This window comes from Planococcus sp. TJ-201, assembly GCF_058268495.1.
Genome location: NZ_JBZDOG010000003.1, coordinates 435037 through 453029, shown reverse-complemented (window position 1 = coordinate 453029; position 17993 = coordinate 435037). Strand labels below are relative to the sequence as shown.

23 protein-coding genes are annotated in these 17993 nt (G+C 44.0%); 5 read left to right on the top strand and 18 right to left on the bottom strand.

The window, feature by feature from the left end; genetic code table 11:
- Window positions 1-13 precede the first annotated feature (13 nt).
- Complete coding sequence (gene msrA, locus AC4EG4_RS10585; protein ID WP_490987784.1) at window positions 14-700, bottom strand: peptide-methionine (S)-S-oxide reductase MsrA; 687 nt, start codon at window positions 698-700, stop codon at window positions 14-16.
- 150 nt (window positions 701-850) lie between these two features.
- Here msrA and AC4EG4_RS10580 point away from each other — a divergent pair, with 150 nt between their 5' ends.
- The gene (locus AC4EG4_RS10580; protein ID WP_490987783.1) at window positions 851-1435 is read left to right on the top strand and encodes a protein-L-isoaspartate(D-aspartate) O-methyltransferase; all 585 of its coding nucleotides are present in this window, start codon (window positions 851-853) and stop codon (window positions 1433-1435) included.
- Between the two features lie 54 nt (window positions 1436-1489).
- Here AC4EG4_RS10580 and AC4EG4_RS10575 read toward each other — a convergent pair whose 3' ends face one another.
- Window positions 1490-2005, bottom strand: a complete 516-nt coding sequence (locus AC4EG4_RS10575; RefSeq protein ID WP_490987782.1) for a DUF2243 domain-containing protein — start codon at window positions 2003-2005, stop codon at window positions 1490-1492.
- Window positions 2006-2407: 402 nt separating this feature from the next.
- On the opposite strand from AC4EG4_RS10575, the gene AC4EG4_RS10570 reads away from it, so the two are divergent.
- On the top strand, window positions 2408-3103 hold the full coding sequence (locus tag AC4EG4_RS10570) for a Na-translocating system protein MpsC family protein (RefSeq protein ID WP_490987781.1): 696 nt from the start codon (window positions 2408-2410) through the stop codon (window positions 3101-3103).
- Between the two features lie 114 nt (window positions 3104-3217).
- Here AC4EG4_RS10570 and AC4EG4_RS10565 read toward each other — a convergent pair whose 3' ends face one another.
- From AC4EG4_RS10565 to AC4EG4_RS10555, 3 genes are all read right to left on the bottom strand, one after another.
- Complete coding sequence (locus AC4EG4_RS10565; RefSeq protein ID WP_490977165.1) at window positions 3218-3409, bottom strand: hypothetical protein; 192 nt, start codon at window positions 3407-3409, stop codon at window positions 3218-3220.
- Window positions 3410-3687: 278 nt separating this feature from the next.
- Window positions 3688-4908 (bottom strand): MalY/PatB family protein, encoded by a 1221-nt coding sequence (locus AC4EG4_RS10560; RefSeq protein ID WP_490987780.1) that lies wholly within the window; start codon window positions 4906-4908, stop codon window positions 3688-3690.
- A gap of 134 nt (window positions 4909-5042) precedes the next feature.
- On the bottom strand, window positions 5043-7151 hold the full coding sequence (locus AC4EG4_RS10555; RefSeq protein WP_490987779.1) for a type IA DNA topoisomerase: 2109 nt from the start codon (window positions 7149-7151) through the stop codon (window positions 5043-5045).
- Window positions 7152-7290: 139 nt separating this feature from the next.
- On the opposite strand from AC4EG4_RS10555, the gene AC4EG4_RS10550 reads away from it, so the two are divergent.
- Window positions 7291-7968 (top strand): oxidoreductase, encoded by a 678-nt coding sequence (locus tag AC4EG4_RS10550; RefSeq protein ID WP_490987778.1) that lies wholly within the window; start codon window positions 7291-7293, stop codon window positions 7966-7968.
- A gap of 41 nt (window positions 7969-8009) precedes the next feature.
- Here AC4EG4_RS10550 and AC4EG4_RS10545 read toward each other — a convergent pair whose 3' ends face one another.
- From AC4EG4_RS10545 to AC4EG4_RS10495, 11 genes are all read right to left on the bottom strand, one after another.
- Window positions 8010-8786, bottom strand: coding sequence for a sulfite exporter TauE/SafE family protein (locus AC4EG4_RS10545; protein ID WP_490987777.1), 777 nt, complete (start codon window positions 8784-8786; stop codon window positions 8010-8012).
- A 58-nt stretch (window positions 8787-8844) separates the two neighbouring features.
- Window positions 8845-9072, bottom strand: coding sequence for a sulfurtransferase TusA family protein (locus AC4EG4_RS10540; protein WP_490977160.1), 228 nt, complete (start codon window positions 9070-9072; stop codon window positions 8845-8847).
- Window positions 9073-9106: 34 nt separating this feature from the next.
- Window positions 9107-10234, bottom strand: a complete 1128-nt coding sequence (locus AC4EG4_RS10535) for an MBL fold metallo-hydrolase (protein WP_490987776.1) — start codon at window positions 10232-10234, stop codon at window positions 9107-9109.
- Window positions 10235-10275: 41 nt separating this feature from the next.
- Window positions 10276-10833, bottom strand: a complete 558-nt coding sequence (locus tag AC4EG4_RS10530; RefSeq protein ID WP_490987775.1) for a sulfurtransferase TusA family protein — start codon at window positions 10831-10833, stop codon at window positions 10276-10278.
- A gap of 42 nt (window positions 10834-10875) precedes the next feature.
- Window positions 10876-11172 (bottom strand): rhodanese-like domain-containing protein, encoded by a 297-nt coding sequence (locus AC4EG4_RS10525; protein ID WP_490987774.1) that lies wholly within the window; start codon window positions 11170-11172, stop codon window positions 10876-10878.
- A 17-nt stretch (window positions 11173-11189) separates the two neighbouring features.
- Window positions 11190-11555 carry a rhodanese-like domain-containing protein gene (locus AC4EG4_RS10520; protein ID WP_490977156.1) on the bottom strand — a complete coding sequence of 122 codons (366 nt, stop codon included), beginning with the start codon at window positions 11553-11555 and terminating at the stop codon, window positions 11190-11192.
- A gap of 31 nt (window positions 11556-11586) precedes the next feature.
- Window positions 11587-12069, bottom strand: a complete 483-nt coding sequence (locus tag AC4EG4_RS10515; protein ID WP_490977155.1) for a DsrE/DsrF/DrsH-like family protein — start codon at window positions 12067-12069, stop codon at window positions 11587-11589.
- Window positions 12070-12203: 134 nt separating this feature from the next.
- Entirely contained in the window at window positions 12204-12464 is a 261-nt protein-coding gene (locus AC4EG4_RS10510; protein ID WP_490987773.1) for a metal-sensitive transcriptional regulator, read from the bottom strand.
- A gap of 113 nt (window positions 12465-12577) precedes the next feature.
- Complete coding sequence (locus tag AC4EG4_RS10505; RefSeq protein WP_490977153.1) at window positions 12578-12961, bottom strand: DUF302 domain-containing protein; 384 nt, start codon at window positions 12959-12961, stop codon at window positions 12578-12580.
- Window positions 12962-13088: 127 nt separating this feature from the next.
- A complete protein-coding gene (locus AC4EG4_RS10500) occupies window positions 13089-13538 on the bottom strand; it encodes an OsmC family protein (RefSeq protein ID WP_490977152.1) in 450 nt (149 codons plus the stop codon).
- Complete coding sequence (locus AC4EG4_RS10495; RefSeq protein WP_490987772.1) at window positions 13535-14494, bottom strand: carbohydrate kinase family protein; 960 nt, start codon at window positions 14492-14494, stop codon at window positions 13535-13537. The genes AC4EG4_RS10500 and AC4EG4_RS10495 overlap by 4 nt, the downstream gene beginning before the upstream one ends.
- A 94-nt stretch (window positions 14495-14588) precedes the next feature.
- Here AC4EG4_RS10495 and AC4EG4_RS10490 point away from each other — a divergent pair, with 94 nt between their 5' ends.
- Window positions 14589-15161 (top strand): GNAT family N-acetyltransferase, encoded by a 573-nt coding sequence (locus tag AC4EG4_RS10490; protein WP_490987771.1) that lies wholly within the window; start codon window positions 14589-14591, stop codon window positions 15159-15161.
- Window positions 15162-15260: 99 nt separating this feature from the next.
- Here the strand turns inward: AC4EG4_RS10490 and AC4EG4_RS10485 are convergent, their stop codons facing one another.
- On the bottom strand, window positions 15261-16073 hold the full coding sequence (locus AC4EG4_RS10485) for a carbon-nitrogen family hydrolase (RefSeq protein ID WP_490987770.1): 813 nt from the start codon (window positions 16071-16073) through the stop codon (window positions 15261-15263).
- An 85-nt stretch (window positions 16074-16158) separates the two neighbouring features.
- On the opposite strand from AC4EG4_RS10485, the gene AC4EG4_RS10480 reads away from it, so the two are divergent.
- Window positions 16159-17322 (top strand): pyridoxal phosphate-dependent aminotransferase, encoded by a 1164-nt coding sequence (locus AC4EG4_RS10480; RefSeq protein WP_490987769.1) that lies wholly within the window; start codon window positions 16159-16161, stop codon window positions 17320-17322.
- 73 nt (window positions 17323-17395) lie between these two features.
- Here the strand turns inward: AC4EG4_RS10480 and lepB are convergent, their stop codons facing one another.
- Window positions 17396-17929, bottom strand: a complete 534-nt coding sequence (gene lepB, locus AC4EG4_RS10475) for a signal peptidase I (RefSeq protein ID WP_490987768.1) — start codon at window positions 17927-17929, stop codon at window positions 17396-17398.
- Window positions 17930-17993: the final 64 nt, after the last annotated feature.

The following is a 17993-nucleotide window of genomic DNA, read 5'->3' as shown; positions in this document are numbered from 1 at the left end:
ACGCTTCTGAAGTTTACCATTTCATTTTTAAGAAGAATTCCATCAGGTAACTCTTTTCTGCATCCCCAATGTTCCATTCCATAATTTCTTTGCACATGCTGGCTTTGGTTCCATAGCCTTTTACAAATCCGTTTAACCGGGCAGCAAAAGTCGAATCCACCAGCATTTCATTATCTGGAAACATTTCCGTCAACTGCTCTAATGCCTTTGGGTATCGTTTCAAGTAGTATTTTTGGTGGCGTTCTTCAGCCTGAACAAATCCGGTAAAAGGCGAAATTTCTGTTTCAATCGGTTCACCCAATTGCATCTCCATTTCCTTTTGAACCTCCTCAATCATCAGGCGCTGCTCTTCTTTATGGTACTGCAACAAAGAAATATATTGTCTTCCTTTGTAATTATCACGATTCGGGTAATGATTCTGCCAAAATTCCTTCAGTACATCTTCATATCGGATCACTAAAGGATCAAATTGGATTTGAAGTGTTTCCGTATGATCGCCCATTTTTCTGTAAGTAGGCGCTGGCTCTGCTCCTCCTGCAAAGCCAACACTGGTCTGTATGACTCCTTGCATGCCTCCAAATCGAGCCTCTGGTCCCCAGAAGCAACCCATGCCAAAAGTGGCGAATTCCAGTTGGTCACCTTGTTGATGAAGGCCCTCTTCAAGCTCTTGAATCGTCATTTTTTGAACCATCTCGCCCATCGTCCTTTCTTCTTAAAAGATCGAGCCTGTTTCAACTACTATACAGACCACGGTTATTCTCTTAAAATTAATGTAACAAGACTGCTCAGAAAATGCATAGCTCAGCCCTTCATTTCATAAAGCCACTACAAAAGAAAGTGGGAATCTGCAATGAACAGCTCTAAAAAAGAGGTCATTTGCTATTTCAAAAAGATGGATCGCAGCTTTTTTATGGATTCCAATAAAGACTTGGCCATTTTTGACCAAGCTTTGCCAATTGGGTTTGAACAAACCATCTCTCAACCGTCTCTCGTTCTCGAAATGACATTGGCGCTCGACCTTCAACCTCAACACAAAGTGTTGGAACTAGGAACAGGCTCAGGTTTCCAAACTGCTTTGCTTGCAGCTTTTTCCAGCTCTGTTTACACAATAGAGAGAATCGAAGAATTACAAATGCGTGCCAAAGAGCGGCTCGAGCAAATGGACTTCCAAAACATTTATTTTAAGTTTGGCGATGGAAGTGAAGGCTGGGAAGAACAGGCTCCTTTTGATCGGATTATAGTGACAGCGGCGGCAGCTAAAGTGCCAACTGAGCTGCTCGAGCAATTGAGCACTGGAGGCAAGATGATTATTCCTGTAGGCAGCTCTTTTGACCAGGAACTTCGATTGATTGAGAAGGACGATAATGGCAAAATTTTCACCACGTTGCTGAATCATGTAAGATTTGTTCCACTAAAAGGGAAATATGAAAAATAAAAAATGCGCTCTACTTGGCTTTGGCCATCGTGAAGCGCATTTCTATCTTCTGAATTAGGTAGTTTCACGGCTGCCATTTGGCTTTACCGGTGTATTGGGCGTTTGCCATAGCAATACCAGACCAATCAACAGCATAATCACTGCGGTAATATTCCAGACGAGATCATATGGCAGCAAGTCCACTCCATAACGGATTTGATGAAGTTCCAATAATTTATGATGAACGATGCCATCATACAATTGAAAAGCACCGGCACCGAGCAGCACTCCGCCTAACCACCGCTTTGGCCACCAGGCTTTGCGGCGTTGAAGATCGGCCAACAGAAACAAAGACGCTACGGTCGCAAACCAACTGAAAGCATGAAAAAGGCCATCTGAAACCAACCCTGCATCCGCAGTAGAGCGATCATAAAAATGATGCCAATGCAGCAATTGATGAAAAACTGTTTCATCTATGAAAGCCACCAACCCGATTCCAAATAGGAGTCCAGACCAGACATTTCTCTTGGCATGGACTCTTCGATTTCTTTCTTTTGTATAGTCAGTGGTCTTGACAGTAGCTGAAGGCATAAAATCCCCCTCTCATATTCACTCAACCGTTTTTGGGCTAATAAAACCTTTATTTTAGCTTTTTCCAGATAATACCCTTTTTGTATCATGATAAAACAAAAAAACTATTGAAAAGGCCTGAAATTTGATTCAATAAGACTAATTTAATTACTTACTTTTTTGTTTCTCGCAAAATAAATGAATTAGTCATCAAATTTCTAACATCATTCAATCACTTCTTTATAAAATAGCGCAAATCCCGTATAATTAAGCACAATAAGCTAAGTGTCTTTTACAAAACTACTGCTCCTAGCAAAAGTACGTCATTGTGCTTTCGGGAGCTTAAATAAGTCTAGAGGACATGCACTACTATAAGCTAAAAAGCCAACTTGGTTATAGCTATAGACTAAAGGAGACCGAATCATGTCTAATGAAAAAGCAATTCACACAGAAGTCGGCAGCTATATTTCAACTTTATTGCGCGATCATTTTGGAAAAGGCCCCACATCTGTATTTGTCACCGTAAGACCGCCGTTTATCTCTATCCACCTTCGCGGTTTTTTAGCTCCAACTGAAAAAATTCTGCTGAAGCAGCAGGAACATCGGAGAATCCTGGAAACACGGGACTTACTGATGAATCAATTGGCTGCGGATATTAAACTGGATTTATGGAAAATCGGCAAGCTTGAAGTGCAAGAAGTATACGCCGATTGGAATTTAGATGACCACACAGGCATGATTTTGGCTGTTATGGCAGACAAATCACCTGCCAAAGATTTTGAATGGGACTCGGATATTGAAGTAGAGGGCATTCGCGAGCAAGTAAATGAAGCCAGCCGAAAAGCACAAAAAACACCTGAAGCGACTGAGCTGTACTGGCTGAATAAGCGCACGCTGTTAATCGAGCGCTCAGGAATTTTTGTTGAAATCGAAAAAGAGTTGATACGCGGCGGTTTTATTGAAGAATTAAAATTAGTCAAACGTCCGCTGGAACGAAGGTTATTGCTGGATACGCGCATTGAAATTATTTTAAAGCACCCCATCTCAGAAGTTTTTCTGGATTGGGATTTTATCACAGACAAAGGTTATATTGTGGTACTTCTAGATCCTGCCAAATAAAAAAAGCCAGCTTTTAGCTGACTTTCCAGGTTGGAGGCTGCTCAAAGCAGCCTCCATTTTTTATGAAATTTGATCAGACTTTTCAGCTGACTTAAATTTAAGATTGAAGCAATTTCAGCTGATGATTTGAGCTTGTTGGCAATGGGGGCAGAATTCATATGAATTTTTAACCTCCAGCTGCTCGATATAATCAGCTCGATCAGTAAATTCTCTTTTTTCTACAGGTGTTTCTACAAATCCACACCGGTCTCCGGCAAATTGCCGTTGATGAATCTTTTTCTTCTTATGATCCACGAAGTAATGCATGAAAAATCGCTTCCCTTCTTTTTCAGAAATAAAAAAAGCCGAAAAGAGCCGCCTTTTTCGCGGCATTCTTTTCGGCTTTTACAACAGCTCTATTGTCTGAAATATTTAACCAAGATATAAAATTACATATTGTATGGACAAAAATCTTAACAGATGAATGAAATTTCATACCAAGTTGGAAACGCTATTGTTTTCCCAGTCATTCTATTGTACTAGAGTTTCCACCAAAGGTAAAGAGAGCCTAAAGGTTCAATTGCGCATCTTTTCAGACAACTCACTCATTGGTTGCTTGATTTCTCAAGCTTTTTTCCGGAAATATCTTCAAACTCATGGGTGATTCTTTCTAAAGCTTCCCGAATAAGCGGTCGAGGAGAAGGCGTGCAAATCCGTTGGTAAAACTCTCCTTCTTCACCAAACATGCTGCCATCTTCCAGTAAAACATTGGCTTTGTTATAAATGCGGTCATGAATTTCCTCTGCCGAAATGCCGTATCCGCTGAAATCCAGCCACATGATATACGTCCCTTCCGGAATAAAAACCTTCACTTCGGGCATTTTCTCAGCCAAAAACTCTTTTATGTAGGACATTGTCCCATCGATATAGTCGGTCAATTGTTCCAGCCAGTCTTCCCCTTCGTTATAGACCGCAATCAACGCCGCAATGGCAAATGGCGACGCCAATTGCATACCCATTTCAGTAGCAAACTTAGTCCGCAGCTCTTCATCGGAAATGATGACGTTCGTACAATGCAACCCAGCAACGTTAAAAGTTTTATTGATGGCAGTGCAGGTAATGATGTGATCTGTCTGATCCGCTACTTTAGCCATCGGAACAAATGTCTTGCCGCGGCGAAGCAAATCTCCATGAATTTCATCAGCGACAATCAACACATTGTTTTCGTGGCAGATTGCAGCCATTTTCTTCAACTCTTCTTCGTTGAAAACTCTTCCTGTCGGATTATGTGGGTTGCATAAGATGAACATTGTCGTATTGTCATCCTTTGCTTTCGCTTCAAAATCTTCAAAGTCGATTGAATAATACCCTTTGTCATCTGCTTTCAGCGCGTTATTCACCACTTTGCGGCCATTTCCTTCAATCACTGAAGTGAAAGGCGGATAAACAGGACGTTGGATAATAATGCCTTCTTCAACATCTGTGAATGCCTTAACCGCAATATTCAATGCATGAACCGTTCCAGGGCTGTAGACAATCTGTTCTTTCTCGACTTTCCAGCCATGCCGGTTTTGCAGCCATGACTGAATGGCGTCAAAATACTCATCCGGAAAAACTGAATATCCATAAATCCGGTGGTCCACTGTTTTATGCAATGCTTCAACCAATGGCTGGGGAACCGGCAAATCCATGTCGGCCGTAAACAACGGAATGGTTTCCGCGTCGTATCGTTCCGTCAGTCCGAATTGCTTGATCAATTCTCCTCCATCCCATTTCATGGAATAGGTGCCTCTTCTGTTAACAATTTCATCAAAATTATATTTCATACGAAACTCCCTTTCTTTTGGATGATATGCCTTACCTTCGCTCTTCATTATTAAAGAAAAAAAGGAACCATTGCAACCAAACAAGCTTCCTGATTTTAAAGCAGCCGTTGAAAGTGAATTTTTTATCTGCCATTTTAAAACTCCATTTTTAACTTGCCATCTTCCAATACCAGTTTGGCATTAAACTTTTTGCCATTTTTCGATACGAAGCCTTTAATGACCGGTGTCTTTCCTCTTGTGCACAGGTATTCAATCTGTTTGGCCGTCAACCGTTTTTTCAGGAATGTGGCGGGGAATGATTGCTTGCAGCCATTGTCGTATTCGGTGCAATTGTAAGAACCTCTTCGTGATACGATCATCCCTTTTTTGCATCTGGGACAAACGGCAATTTCATCTTTAGCATCTGGCATCGCCATCTTGTCCGGCAACCCGTTCTTTTGCATCTGTGCCGGGACTTCATCAAGCAGCTTTTGGATAAACTTGCCGATCGTGGCCAAGAACACTTCTGACGAGCCTTCGCCCTTGCCGATTTTCTTTAAATAAGTCTCCCATTTTGCGGTCATCGATGGACTGGAGAGTAAATTCCCTTCGATCGACTGGCAAAGAATACGCCCTTTGTCCGTAATGGAAACGATGTTTTTGGCAACCGAAATATACTCATGGCGTTTGATCGTTTCAATAATGCCGCTTCTGGTCGCTTCTGTTCCAAGCCCTTCAATTTCTTTGAGGATCTCAGTATCTTCCACGTCTTCGACAAACTTCCCGCAAGTTTTCATCATGGCGATCAACTGGCCCTCCGTATAAGGTTTTGGAGGCAAGGTCATGCTTTCTTTTATATCAATCTTACCTTTCACCGGTTCCTGCTCCCGCAACTCAGGCAAAGAAGGTTCCTGCTTCGCTTCTTTAGCAACAGGAAATAACTCTTTCCAACCTTTTTCAAGTTCCGTTTTGCCGGTGGTGAAAAACGCTAACCCTTTAACCTCTGTCGTCACTTTGGTTTCGGCATAGCGATAATCTTTATGGAACATTGCCAACGTTGTGCGCAAGACTTCCTCATATAAATTGCGCTGGTCTGTTGCCAGCCCCGCTAATTTTTTAGCTGTGGGGATGGTTTTTGTTGGGATAATGGCGTAATGCTCCTGGACTTTGGAACTGTCCACAAATCGCTTTTTGGGCGCTTTGGAAGCAATCGGGAATGGTGCTTCAATCAACTGCTGATATTTTTCAACTTGTCCCGCCAAATAATTAAATTCACCCGGCGTGATGTGCTGGGTGTCGGTTCTTGGATAACTGACAAGTTTTTTTTCGTACAGCCCCTGCATGACAGACAATACTTTAGCCGGACTATATTTCCATTTCCGGTTGGCCGCTGCCTGCAAGGTGGATAGGGAATGCAGCTGTGGCGGCGGTGTGCGTTTTTCTGTGGTCTTTACCTGCGCCACGATGCCTTCTTCTTTGGCGGCAATGGCGTGTTTTCCCAACAGCTCTTCTGCCTCTTTCCGCTCTTTTGCCCGCAGCTTGGCCTTTCCTTTGTAGCGGCCTTTTTCCGCATCAAAAACACCTTCAATTTCATAAAAAGGTTCCGGCACAAACGCTTCAATTTCTTTTTCGCGCTGATAAATCAAAAACACAGTCGGCGTTTGGACACGGCCGATGGCAAAGACTTCGCGAATCCCTTTTTCCTGAAGCAGCAAGGAATAAAGACGCGATCCATTCATGCCGACCAGCCAGTCGCTGATTTGGCGCGCTTTGGCTTCCTGATACAACAGGAGATCCTGCCGGTTGTCCCGCAGCTCCTGAAAGCCTTTTCTGACTTCGTCGGCTTCCAGTGAATTGATCCACAAACGCTGAATCTTTTTGTTTTTAGCGCCTGTCTGATAGTAAATGCTATAAAATATATTAGATCCTTCCCGGTCAACGTCACAAGCATTGATGACCGTATCGGTTTGGAAAATCAATTTCTTAATAATGCCAAATTGCTGTGCTTTGCCTCTTGCCACTTGAAACTGATAGGTATCCGGCAAAATCGGCAGCGCAGCCAGCGACCACTTGCCCCATTTCGGATCATAGGCCTTTGGCTCTTTTAATTCCACAAGATGTCCGATGCCCCACGTGATGTAGGCACCTTCGGGAAAAATCGCATCAGGTGCGACTTCAATGTAACCGTCGCGTTTTGTGGTTTTGAACGCTTCGGCATAGGCCTTGGCCTGACTTGGTTTTTCAGCGACGATCACTGGTTTCATGCACTTCTTCCTTTCGGTTCGTTCCTACTCTTATTGTACTCTTCTAGCCAAAGATTCAAAGCAAAAAGACAATTCCCTGCCGTTTGGGGTATAGTAGATTTTAACGGATAGAAGACAAAGAAAAAGGAGTCGGTTCACTATGAACAACAAAACTGCGTTACTAGCAGGCGCGAGCGGACTGGTTGGCAACGAATTGCTCCATATCCTTTTAAACAGCCCCAATTACAGCGGAGTAAAAATCCTGGTTCGCCGTCCACTGGACATGACGCATGAAAAGCTCGAACAAGTGATCACGGATTTTGACAAGCTGGATCATTACGCCAAGCATTTTGACGTTGATGATGTTTTTTGCTGCCTCGGCACTACCATTAAAAAAGCAGGATCGCAGGATGCATTCAAAAAAGTCGATTATGAATACCCACTAAGAATGGCTGAATTGGCCAAGTCGCAGCAAGTTAAGAATTTCCTCATCATCACGGCTCTCGGTGCTGATGCTGAATCCAAAGTCTTTTACAGCCGAACCAAAGGAGAGCTGCAAGTCCGACTGAAAAAAATCGGTTTGGCTGCCCTTCACATATTCCAGCCGTCTTTGCTGCTTGGAGATCGCGAGGAATTTCGCTTAGGCGAAAAAGCAGCCACGATCCTAAGCCCAGCTTTCAGCAAATTGCTGAAGGGAAAGATGAAAAAATACAAGCCTGTCGAAGCGAGAAATGTGGCACTTGCCATGTACGAGGCAGCGCAAGTCGAGCGCTCCGGAAACTACACTTATCCATCCCATCGCATTGAAAATATAAGTGCAGAAAGCACTGTCAGATAAAAAGAGAGAACGCCTTAAGCAAGGCGTCCTCTCTTTTTGCATTACAGGATATCTGTCCAAATTTTAATGGCTGTTCCCAAAATCAGCAACGCCAAAATCCATTGCAGGTATTTGGTGTTCATTTTTTGCCCCATTTTCGCTCCCAGCGGTGCTGCCAGTATACTTGCAACAATCATTACTGCTGCGGGACCATATAAAATCTGGTCCGTAACAATTTTGCCGACTGTTGAACCGATAGACGAAAGAAACGTAATCGCGAGCGAAGTTGCGATGGTCATCCGAGTCGGTATTTTCAGTACAACCAGCATAATCGGCACCAAAATAAAGGCGCCAGCTGCTCCAACGATTCCCGCTGCGATTCCGACAATAAACGCCAATCCTGCGGCCAGCCATTTATTGAAAGTAACCTGATCGAGTGGAATGTCGTCGACTCCCTTTTTCGGCATGAACATCATCACGACCGCAATGGTGGCTAATGCCGCGTACACAATATTGATTCCTTGCTCTGACATCAAGGTAGATCCGTAGCCACCGATAAAACTCCCCACTAAAATGGCGCCGCCCATATAAGCAATCAATGTTTTATTCAAATACCCGCTGCCACGGTATGCCCATACTCCTGCGATGGTCGCAAAAAAGACTTGAATGGCACTGATGCCGGATACTTCATGGGCACTAAATGCCGTATATCCCAGCATGACCGGTATATAAAGCAGCATCGGATACTTAATAATTGAACCGCCAATTCCCACCATACCGGAGATAAAGGAGCCAATGAAGCCGATGATAAAAATGACAATGATAAAGTCCATACTCATTTTATTTCACCTTTCTAAAAGGGAAAGGGCATCTGGTCGATACCCTTCAATCCGGCTCTTAGCCTTTCTTGATCCAGAATGAAAAGACATCGCCGTTTTCCTGTGAATCCAACAATTCGTGGCCGCCTGATTTAGCCCAAGCTGCCAAATCTGCTTTTGCTCCTTTGTCAGTTGCCAAAATTTCAAGAACCTCTCCGCTGTCCATTTCTTTCATAACTTTTCTTGTTTTTACAATCGGCATCGGGCATGCCAGCCCTTTTGCGTCCAATACTTTATCTGCGTTCATCAAAATCTCTCCTTTGAGTTGTCTTTTCTTTTATTTATCTGACTGCACAGCGATTTGGTCCAATTTCCATTTCACGCTGTACTTCTTCGTCCGGTGTGATTTTACCCATGTTGGTTTTACGGATATCCTGATATGCATTCGGTTGCGGCGGCAGGTTCTTCGTGACCATGTCACGGAATTCCTGTTCGTCTGCAATATTCAAACCATGATTTTCCTCGAACAGGTCACCCAACTTTTTGGAGACACTGCCATCTTCATTCAACTCCTCAATGATCATAAAATGGGCCGGCAAAACAACAAGCTCGCTTGCTAGATCTTTATAGCGTGTGTAAAGGGATTCTCTTAAGTCGCCTACCCAGTCATCCGCAAGACCTGCAAGATCCGGGCGACCGATCGAGTCAATGAACAAAATATCGCCAGTCATCAAATAGCTCTGGTCCACGATGAATGACGTAGAGCCAATCGTGTGCCCCGGTGAATAAAGAGCTTCAATTTCAATTTTCGAGCTTCCAATCGCTACTTCCAAGCCATTTTCCAGGTCCTCATATTCAAATACGACTTCTTCAGCATCTTTTGAAGGCAAGTAATAGCTTGCGCCCGTTGCTTCTGCAATCGCACGCCCTCCAGAAATATGATCAGCATGCAAATGAGTATCAAATACATGCTTGATGGTTGCGCCTTTTTCCTGCGCGAAGTCCAAGAAGATATCTGCCATACGCGTTGCATCAATAACAGCGGCTTCCCCATCAGAGATGGCCATATACGAAAGGCATCCCTTGCCAAGACGGACAAATTGATACAATTCACCGCCGCCCTGCAACTCACCGACTTTCACTGGTTCCAGGTGCTCACTCCAGGCTTTCATGCCGCCCTCAAGATAAGCGGCATGAACGCCTTCTTCTGATAACATTTCGGCTACCATGACGGAAGAGCCTTCTTTTGCACAGACGACAAGAATATCTCTGTCTGTCGGCAGTTCTGAAACCACTTCTTCGACGCCGTCCAATAAATCGAAATAAGGTGTATTCAAGTATTGGATATTGCCGCCTTCGATTTTCCAATCAGCGAAGGCATCGCCGTTTCGTACATCCAGAATGAACAACGGCTCGTTATTTACTACTTTTTTTGCCACTTCACTGGCCTTCATTGCTTTTACAGTCATTCTCCAATTACCTCCAGGGGTATATATTCACTTAAAATTTTTTATTCTGTTTTTCCTGTCCAATTGTTCATGCCAGGAACTACATTATAAAGACTGCCAAATCCTTTTTTGGCCATCATATCTCCTGCGATGCCACTTCTTCTGCCGGAATGGCAAATAATATAGATTGCTTCTTCTTTTTTCAGCTCATCCATCCGCTCATCCACTTCGCCTAAAGGAATGTGGATTGCTCCAGGAATATGCGCTTCTTCGAATTCATCTTTTTCCCGAACATCCAGAATCGTCATCTGCTCATTGCCTTCAACCTTTTGAGAGAAATCAGCCAGTGAGATTTCTGGTATGGTGATGGTTTCTTCAGGAGCTCCTGCTCCATCTTTCCGTAGAAAGTGGCGCAAAACATCCCCTTCTGTTTCAGTTCCGATGTACTGATGTCCGGAACTTTTTGCCCATGCTTGAAGATCGGCTGTGGATCCTTTATCTGTTGCCAGGATCTCCAACACTTTACCTGAATCCATCGTTTTCATTATCTTTTTTGTTTTCACGATTGGCATTGGACATGCCAATCCTTTTGCATCTAATGTTAAATCTGTTTGTACCACGTGGTTTCCTCCTCGGAAATTTGCCTGTTTTTCTGCAGGCGATTAGTTTGTTTGACCGTTCCAATCCAGCATTCCGCCATCCATATTCGTGACTGTGTATCCCTGATTTTCAAGAAACCGTGTTGCTTGTCCACTGCGTCCGCCTGAACGGCATACCATGATGTATTCCGTTGATTTATCGAGTTCACTCATCCGAAATTCCAATAATCCCAGAGGAATATTGATGGCACCTGGAATTTTCCCTGCTGCTACTTCATTGGTTTCCCGAACATCGATCAAATTGATAGACTGTTTGCTTTCCACTAATTCCTGAACTTGCTGAGTTGTCATTGTTTTCATAACCGATTCCTCCTTCTTTATCCGCGGTAAGTGCTCATGCCGCCTCTAACATTTGTTATCGCAGTAAATCCATTTTTCTTCAGTAGTTGGCTGGCTTTGCTGCTGCGCATACCGCTCTGGCAAATAACCAGTACTTCTTTTTCTTTTGAAAGTTCATTCATACGCTTGGGCAATTCATTTAATGGAATATTTTTAAAACCTTTAATGTGATTCCCTTTAAACTCTGCTGGTGTCCGAACATCAATGTACTGCTTATCTTTTTTACCGAGCTGCGTTTTCAAATCTTCTGTAGAAATCGATTCGACTCCCTTAGCCGGTGAAGTGAACCGGTAAGCCATCCATAGAAGAGCTGCTCCGATCAAAGCCCATATCATCCATTCCATGCTGCATCTTTCCCTTCCACTTTAAGTCCGATTAGATGAATAAGTTAACGTTGCCGTCTTCTGCATCTCCAAGATAAGCAGCAACACCTGCGTATTCAATTCCATCAAGCAATTCTTCTTTCTGCAAACCAAGAAGATCCATCGTCATGGTGCAAGCAATCATTTTAACTTCTTGTTCTTCTGCCATTTCAATTAATTGTGGCAAAGTCATTGCGTTATGCTTTTTCATGACTGTCTTGATCATCTTAGGTCCCATTCCACCAAACTGCATATTCGATAAACCGAGTTTATCTGCACCTCTTGGCATCATTTTTGCGAACATCGTTTCTAAGCGTCCTTTTTTCAACGCTGGTGGGTTTTCTTTACGTAATGCATTCAATCCCCAGAAAGTGTGGAAGATTGTTACTTCATGATCGTATGCCGCCGCACCATTGGCAATGATATAAGCTGCCATCGCCTTGTCATAGTCACCGCTGAATAATACGATCGTTGTTTTCTTTTGTTCTTGTGCCATTTTATTGCCTCCATTTTAAATTACCCATAGGGGTATATTTTATTGCGAAAAAAATGACGGTTTATAGTGGCGCCGCACTTTTATACCCTACCCGGTATGTTAGAGGATATATTTTCCGCTGTCAACCAAAAAGTTTAACGGCTCTTTACCAATAACTCTACAGCTTCTTTTACCATGCCTTCTGTACTTTCACCTTTTTCGATGCTTTCACGTACGCAAGCTTCCAGGTTATCGCTGACAATAACCCCAATAGCCCGGTCAACTGCACTTCTTACTGCGGACAACTGCATGACAACATCTCTGCAATCTTCCTCGTTCTCAACCATTTTGAGAACACCACGAAGCTGGCCTTCTATTCTTTTCAATCGATTTTCGACGAGTTTATCGTATTTCATCTTCATCTTGCCTCCTGTAATACAAAGGATATGTTGTTCAGTTACAGATTATACCCCCTGAGGTATAAAGTCAACTTAATCGCTTTCGAGTGAAATTGGACTGCCTTACACTTCTACGCGGACTGATCGATGCACTTGATTAACCGTTCTTCAATGTCTTCAGCAATCGTTTTGATATTGGCATCTTCTACCATGCTGATCAATGCAGTAGGCTTTGGCATCCCAATTTTTACGCCATCGCTTTCTTTATAGACGACAATTTTGCAGGGCAAGAAATAACCGATCATTAAGTTTTCCGACAGCACACGGTTTGCTTCTTTTGGATTACAGACTTCCAAAATAGTGTAGGGGGTATCGAAATCTTCTCCTTTTTCCTGAAGCTTGGCCGTTAAATCGAAATTCCATAGGACGCCAAATTTCTCCGCCTTTAAGTTTTCCTCTAATGATTCCACTGCCTCGCTGACTGTTTTTGATGTATTAACTGTATAATTAAACATAGTTTGTTCCTCCTCTTATTTTTCCGATCTATAAGTACCCTACCCGGTATATAAATTAGTAAACACCACAGAGAAAATAGGCCGAATAAAAACCTTCAATCCTGTTAGGTTGAAGGTTTTTTAAAATTTAGCTTCCTGCTTTGATATCCGCCTGCAATTCAATTTCCACGTTGCCTTTGATGGCACGTGTAATCATACAGGAGCTCTCAGCTTTTTCCGCCAATTTTTGTGCCAAGGACAAGTCTTTTTCAGATGCGTCAGCTCTCAGCACGACTTTAGGTTTATGAATGATGCGCTTATAAGTGATCACACCTTTTTCCACTTCCACAATGCCTTCCGATTCCATCGTCAGGGACTGCTTTTCCAGCTTGCTGCGTTCCATCATGGCTGCTAGCGTAATAATGTAGCAAGTGGCTGCTGCGCCCAACAGCATTTCATCCGGATTCGTGCCGACTCCCGGGCCATCCATTTCAGGTGGAATCGAAATTTGTGTTTTTAAACGTCCGACTTCAATATCTCCCACATCATTGCGGAGTCCAGGCCAATCCGCCTTTAAATGAAAACTGTGCAATGTCATCGAGTTTCGCTCCCTTGATTCATGATTTTTTCTATCTCTTCGAGGCGTGGCATTACCGTTAACGCACCCGCTTTGGTTGCACAAAGCGCTCCTAATTTATTGCCAAAATCAGCACATTCTATAACGTCCTGCCTGTTTTCGGGCAAGCCGCGCAAATGAATGTGGCGAATGACGCCTGCCATGAAGGCGTCTCCTGCACCGGTAGTATCCACTGGCTTTACCGGGATGACTGGAACATGCAGAACATTGTTTTGAAAAACTGCATGTGTGCCATTTTCACCGTCGGTCACAAAAACCAGCGGAATGTCAAAATTCGATAACCGGGCTATTCCTTCGTCTAAAGATTCGGTTTCCATTAAGAAGGCGAGTTCCGCCGTTGTCAGCTTAACAATGCTTGCCAATGGCAAAAAGCCAAGAACTGTTTCGCGGCAATGCTCTTCACTTTCCCAGCGTAATGGCCGAATATTCACGTCATAGGAACAGAAAACATCATGCTCTTTTGCCAGTTCCAGAGCTTTACGAGTTGTGGCTCTCGCTTCCGGGTGGAAAAGCGTTCCGGAACAAAAATGAAAGACACTGGCTCTTTCAAAAGCTTCCTTTTTTAGTTCACGGCCTGCTACTTGAAGGTCCGGTGTTTCATTGACATAATCTGCAAACACACGGTCAAATTCCGGTGTCAGGTGAATATACACGCCGCTTACCCGCTTTTCAGGCACTAGAATCGCGTGCGTTAAATCAACGCCTTCTTTTGCTAATTCGTTTCGAACAAAAGCTGAGGTTTCATCATTGCCAGTAATCGTGACAAACCTTGAAGGCAAGCCAAGTCGGCTGACGCCTGCGGCCACATTTACTGTCGCGCCACCCAGGTGGCGGTTAAACTGATCGTTTGTTGTATTTGCTGCAATATAATCGACAAATGCGTCTCCATAGGTCAAGACGTGCTTAGTATTTCCCATAACTGTTGCCTCCTTCATGCTAAAGGGCTGTTTGATTGATATACTATTATTTCAGCCAAACCAGACTTAATGCAAGCAAAAGGAGTGGATCCCATTGAATATCCTCATTAGACAAGCCCAGCCGCAAGACGCTGAAAAAGTTGCACCGCTCATCATCAATGCCATTGGAGACATTGCCAACCATATGACGGCGCAGCAAGAGCCGGCAGCTGTGCTGGAAAAAGTAGAAGAGATGGTTCGCGGTGAACACACACGCCATAGCTACCGCTACACTTACACAGCTCCAGTAAATGGCGATATCGCCGGTATTTTAGTGCTTTATCACGGCAATCAAGCCGAAAGCTTGGACCGCTATTTAATTGATCAGCTTAAAAAGCAAGGACACGAACGGACAATTGAACCCGAAGCCCATACCGACGAATGGTACATCGACACCGTTTCAGTCGATCCGAAATACCAGGGCCAAGGAATTGGCTCCAAACTATTTGAATTTGCGGAAGAGCTGGTGTCTTCTAAAGGAGGCGGCAAACTTTCGCTGAATGTAGATGTCGATAAAGAAGGCGCTATCCGCCTGTACAAACACTTAGGCTATTCCATTTCTGAACCGTGGACGATTATCGGCGAACCTTTTCACCACATGGTCAAAGTGATTTCCCAAAGTGATTGAGCACGGGGTAACAACACCCTATCTTTAAATTATCAAAGAGCCGCTTCAGAAAATATCTGAAGCGGCTCTTACTATAAAGAAATATGTTTTATTGCGGAATTACAGGAGTTGCTGAAAGGTGTTTGGCTTTTTGAACTTTTCATACAACTTTTCGCGCCGGTCATCAAACACCGGAATCCGTTTCCGGACTTCTTCAACTTCAGCTAAATCAATTTCCACGTAACCGATGCCTTCATCTTTTTTCATGTCGAGGCGAACTTCTCCCCAAGGGGCAATAGCCATCGTGCTGCCGCCGAATTCGTTGTTTGGATCGCTGCCGATGCGGTTTACCGCCACGATAAAACACTGGTTTTCAATGGCGCGCGCCTGCAACAAGATACGCCAGTGGTCAATACGGGCTTCCGGCCATTCTGCTGACACAAAAATAAGTTTCGCACCGTTCAGCGCTTGGGCACGAATCCATTCAGGAAAACGAATATCGTAACAGATTACGCCTCCATATACGGTATTGTCCAATTCGAATGTGCCAAGCGAAACGCCTTCTTCCAGATGAATATGCTCATCCATCAAACCGAAGCGGTGCGCTTTGTCGTATTCCGAAACAAGTTCACCCGTTTTATCGACAACAAGCATTGTGTTATAGAAACCGTCTTTCTTTTTTGTGGAAACCGACCCTCCCACAATATTCACAGTGTGCTCTTTTGCAAAACGCTTTAGCATCTCCACTGTTCGGTTCGTGCTGTCTGCCAAAGTCTCCAGTTCTGTCAGCGCGTAGCCGGTGTTCCACATTTCCGGCAGAACAATGGTCTCTGCTCCATTATTGGCTGCCTCTGTCAAATACGCCATTACCTGTTGGTAATTCCGTTCCGGTTCTCCAAAAGCAATGTCCATCTGTACGCATGCAATTTTCATATTTTCTCCTCCAGTAGACAAGTTACCTTAAACTCTATAAGATTTGGGGTAGATGTGCAATTATTTCGAAAACAAGGAGAATCTCATGGAATTTTCAAATCGCCTGCAAAACCTGCCTACACAATTTTTTGCTTCGCTGGTTGCCAAAACAAGCAAAGCCATCGCTGAAGGACGCGATGTTATCAACCTTGGCCAGGGCAATCCCGACCAGCCGACGCCTGATCATATTATCAAAGCGCTGCAAACAGCGGCGGCTGATCCAAAAACGCATAAATACTCACCTTTTCGCGGCATTGCCGAACTTCGGCAAGCTGCAGTAACCTTTTACAAACGCGAATACGGTGTCGATATTGATCCCGACCTTGAAGTGGCCATCCTCGCCGGCACTAAAATTGGCCTTGTTGAACTGCCATTGGCCCTGCTGAATCCCGAGGATCTCCTGCTGCTGCCGAATCCAGGATACCCTGATTACTTGTCCGGTGCGCCACTTGCTGACATTGGCTATGAGCTGATGCGGCTGGACCCTGAAAACGGCTATTTGCCAGACTACGACGAACTGCCGGAATCCATTCGAGCACAGGCTAAACTGATGTACTTAAACTATCCGAACAATCCGACAGGTGCCGTCGCGAACAAAGCATTTTTTGATGAAACCGTCGCTTTTGCGAAAGACAACGGCATTGCAGTCGTTCATGACTTTGCTTATGGCGCCGTTGGATACGATGGGAAAAAACCGGTAAGCTTTTTGCAATCTGAAGGAGCCAAAGAAGTCGGCATCGAGATGTATACCTTGTCAAAAACTTATAATATGGCCGGCTGGCGCATTGGATTTGCTGTCGGCAACTCGAAAATGATTGAAGCATTGAATTTGATTCAAGACCATTTATTTGCCGGTCTTTTTCCTGCCGTCCAACTGGCTGCAGCTGAAGCGTTGAACGCTGATCAGCAATGCGTGGATGAGCTGGTGGACCTTTACGAAAAACGCCGCAACGTCCTCGCAGCAGAATGTGCACGCATCGGCTGGAACATTGACGCCCCACCCGGCTCTTTCTTTGCTTGGCTGCCGGTTCCCGAAGGATTTACCAGTGTGGAATTTGCCGACTTCCTTTTGGAAAAAGCCGATATTTCCGTTGCTGCTGGCAGCGGATTTGGTGATGTCGGAGAAGGTTTTGTCCGCGTTGGACTACTGGTTGATGAAACCCGTATCGTCGAAGCGATCAACCGCATTGATAAACTAAACTTATTTTGACGCAAAACAAGACAGCTGCCCGCTATAGGCTAGTTGTCTTGTTTTGCGTTTCGGAATGGCAAGCAGCTTCTTCTCACTCCACAATTCCCACATGATCAAGAGGCGACAGCCTGATTTTCACTTCACCCACGACCGAGTCTTGTGATATAAATCCGAGCACTCTTGAATCCATGCTGTTTAAACGGTTATCCCCCAACACATAATAAGATTCGGCAGGCACAGTAAATTCATTGAAATCTTCAGTTAACCGGGACAATCCTTGCTGTTTGGCTATTCTTCGATTGTTATCTAAATAAGGCTCAGCTACCGACTCGCCATTTACGTACAATTGATCATCTTTCATAGATATGCGGTCACCTGGCACGCCTATTACCCGCTTGATGAAATTTACTCCATTTGGTGCAGTGAATACAATCATATCAAAATTCTCTATTGCATAAATTTTTACGAGCATGACTTTGTCATCGTCTTCAAATGTGGGCATCATGGATTCGCCATGAACGGCTACAGGTTCAAACAGGAATTGACGGGACACCAGGACAATCAGCACTGTCAAAAAAATAACCCGCATCCACAAAAATGACTCTTTTACTGGATCTTCAAACATATTTGCCCCTCCTGCTCATCGCTTGTTTCACTTTATTATAATACGGCTTTTGCTCCAAGCCTAC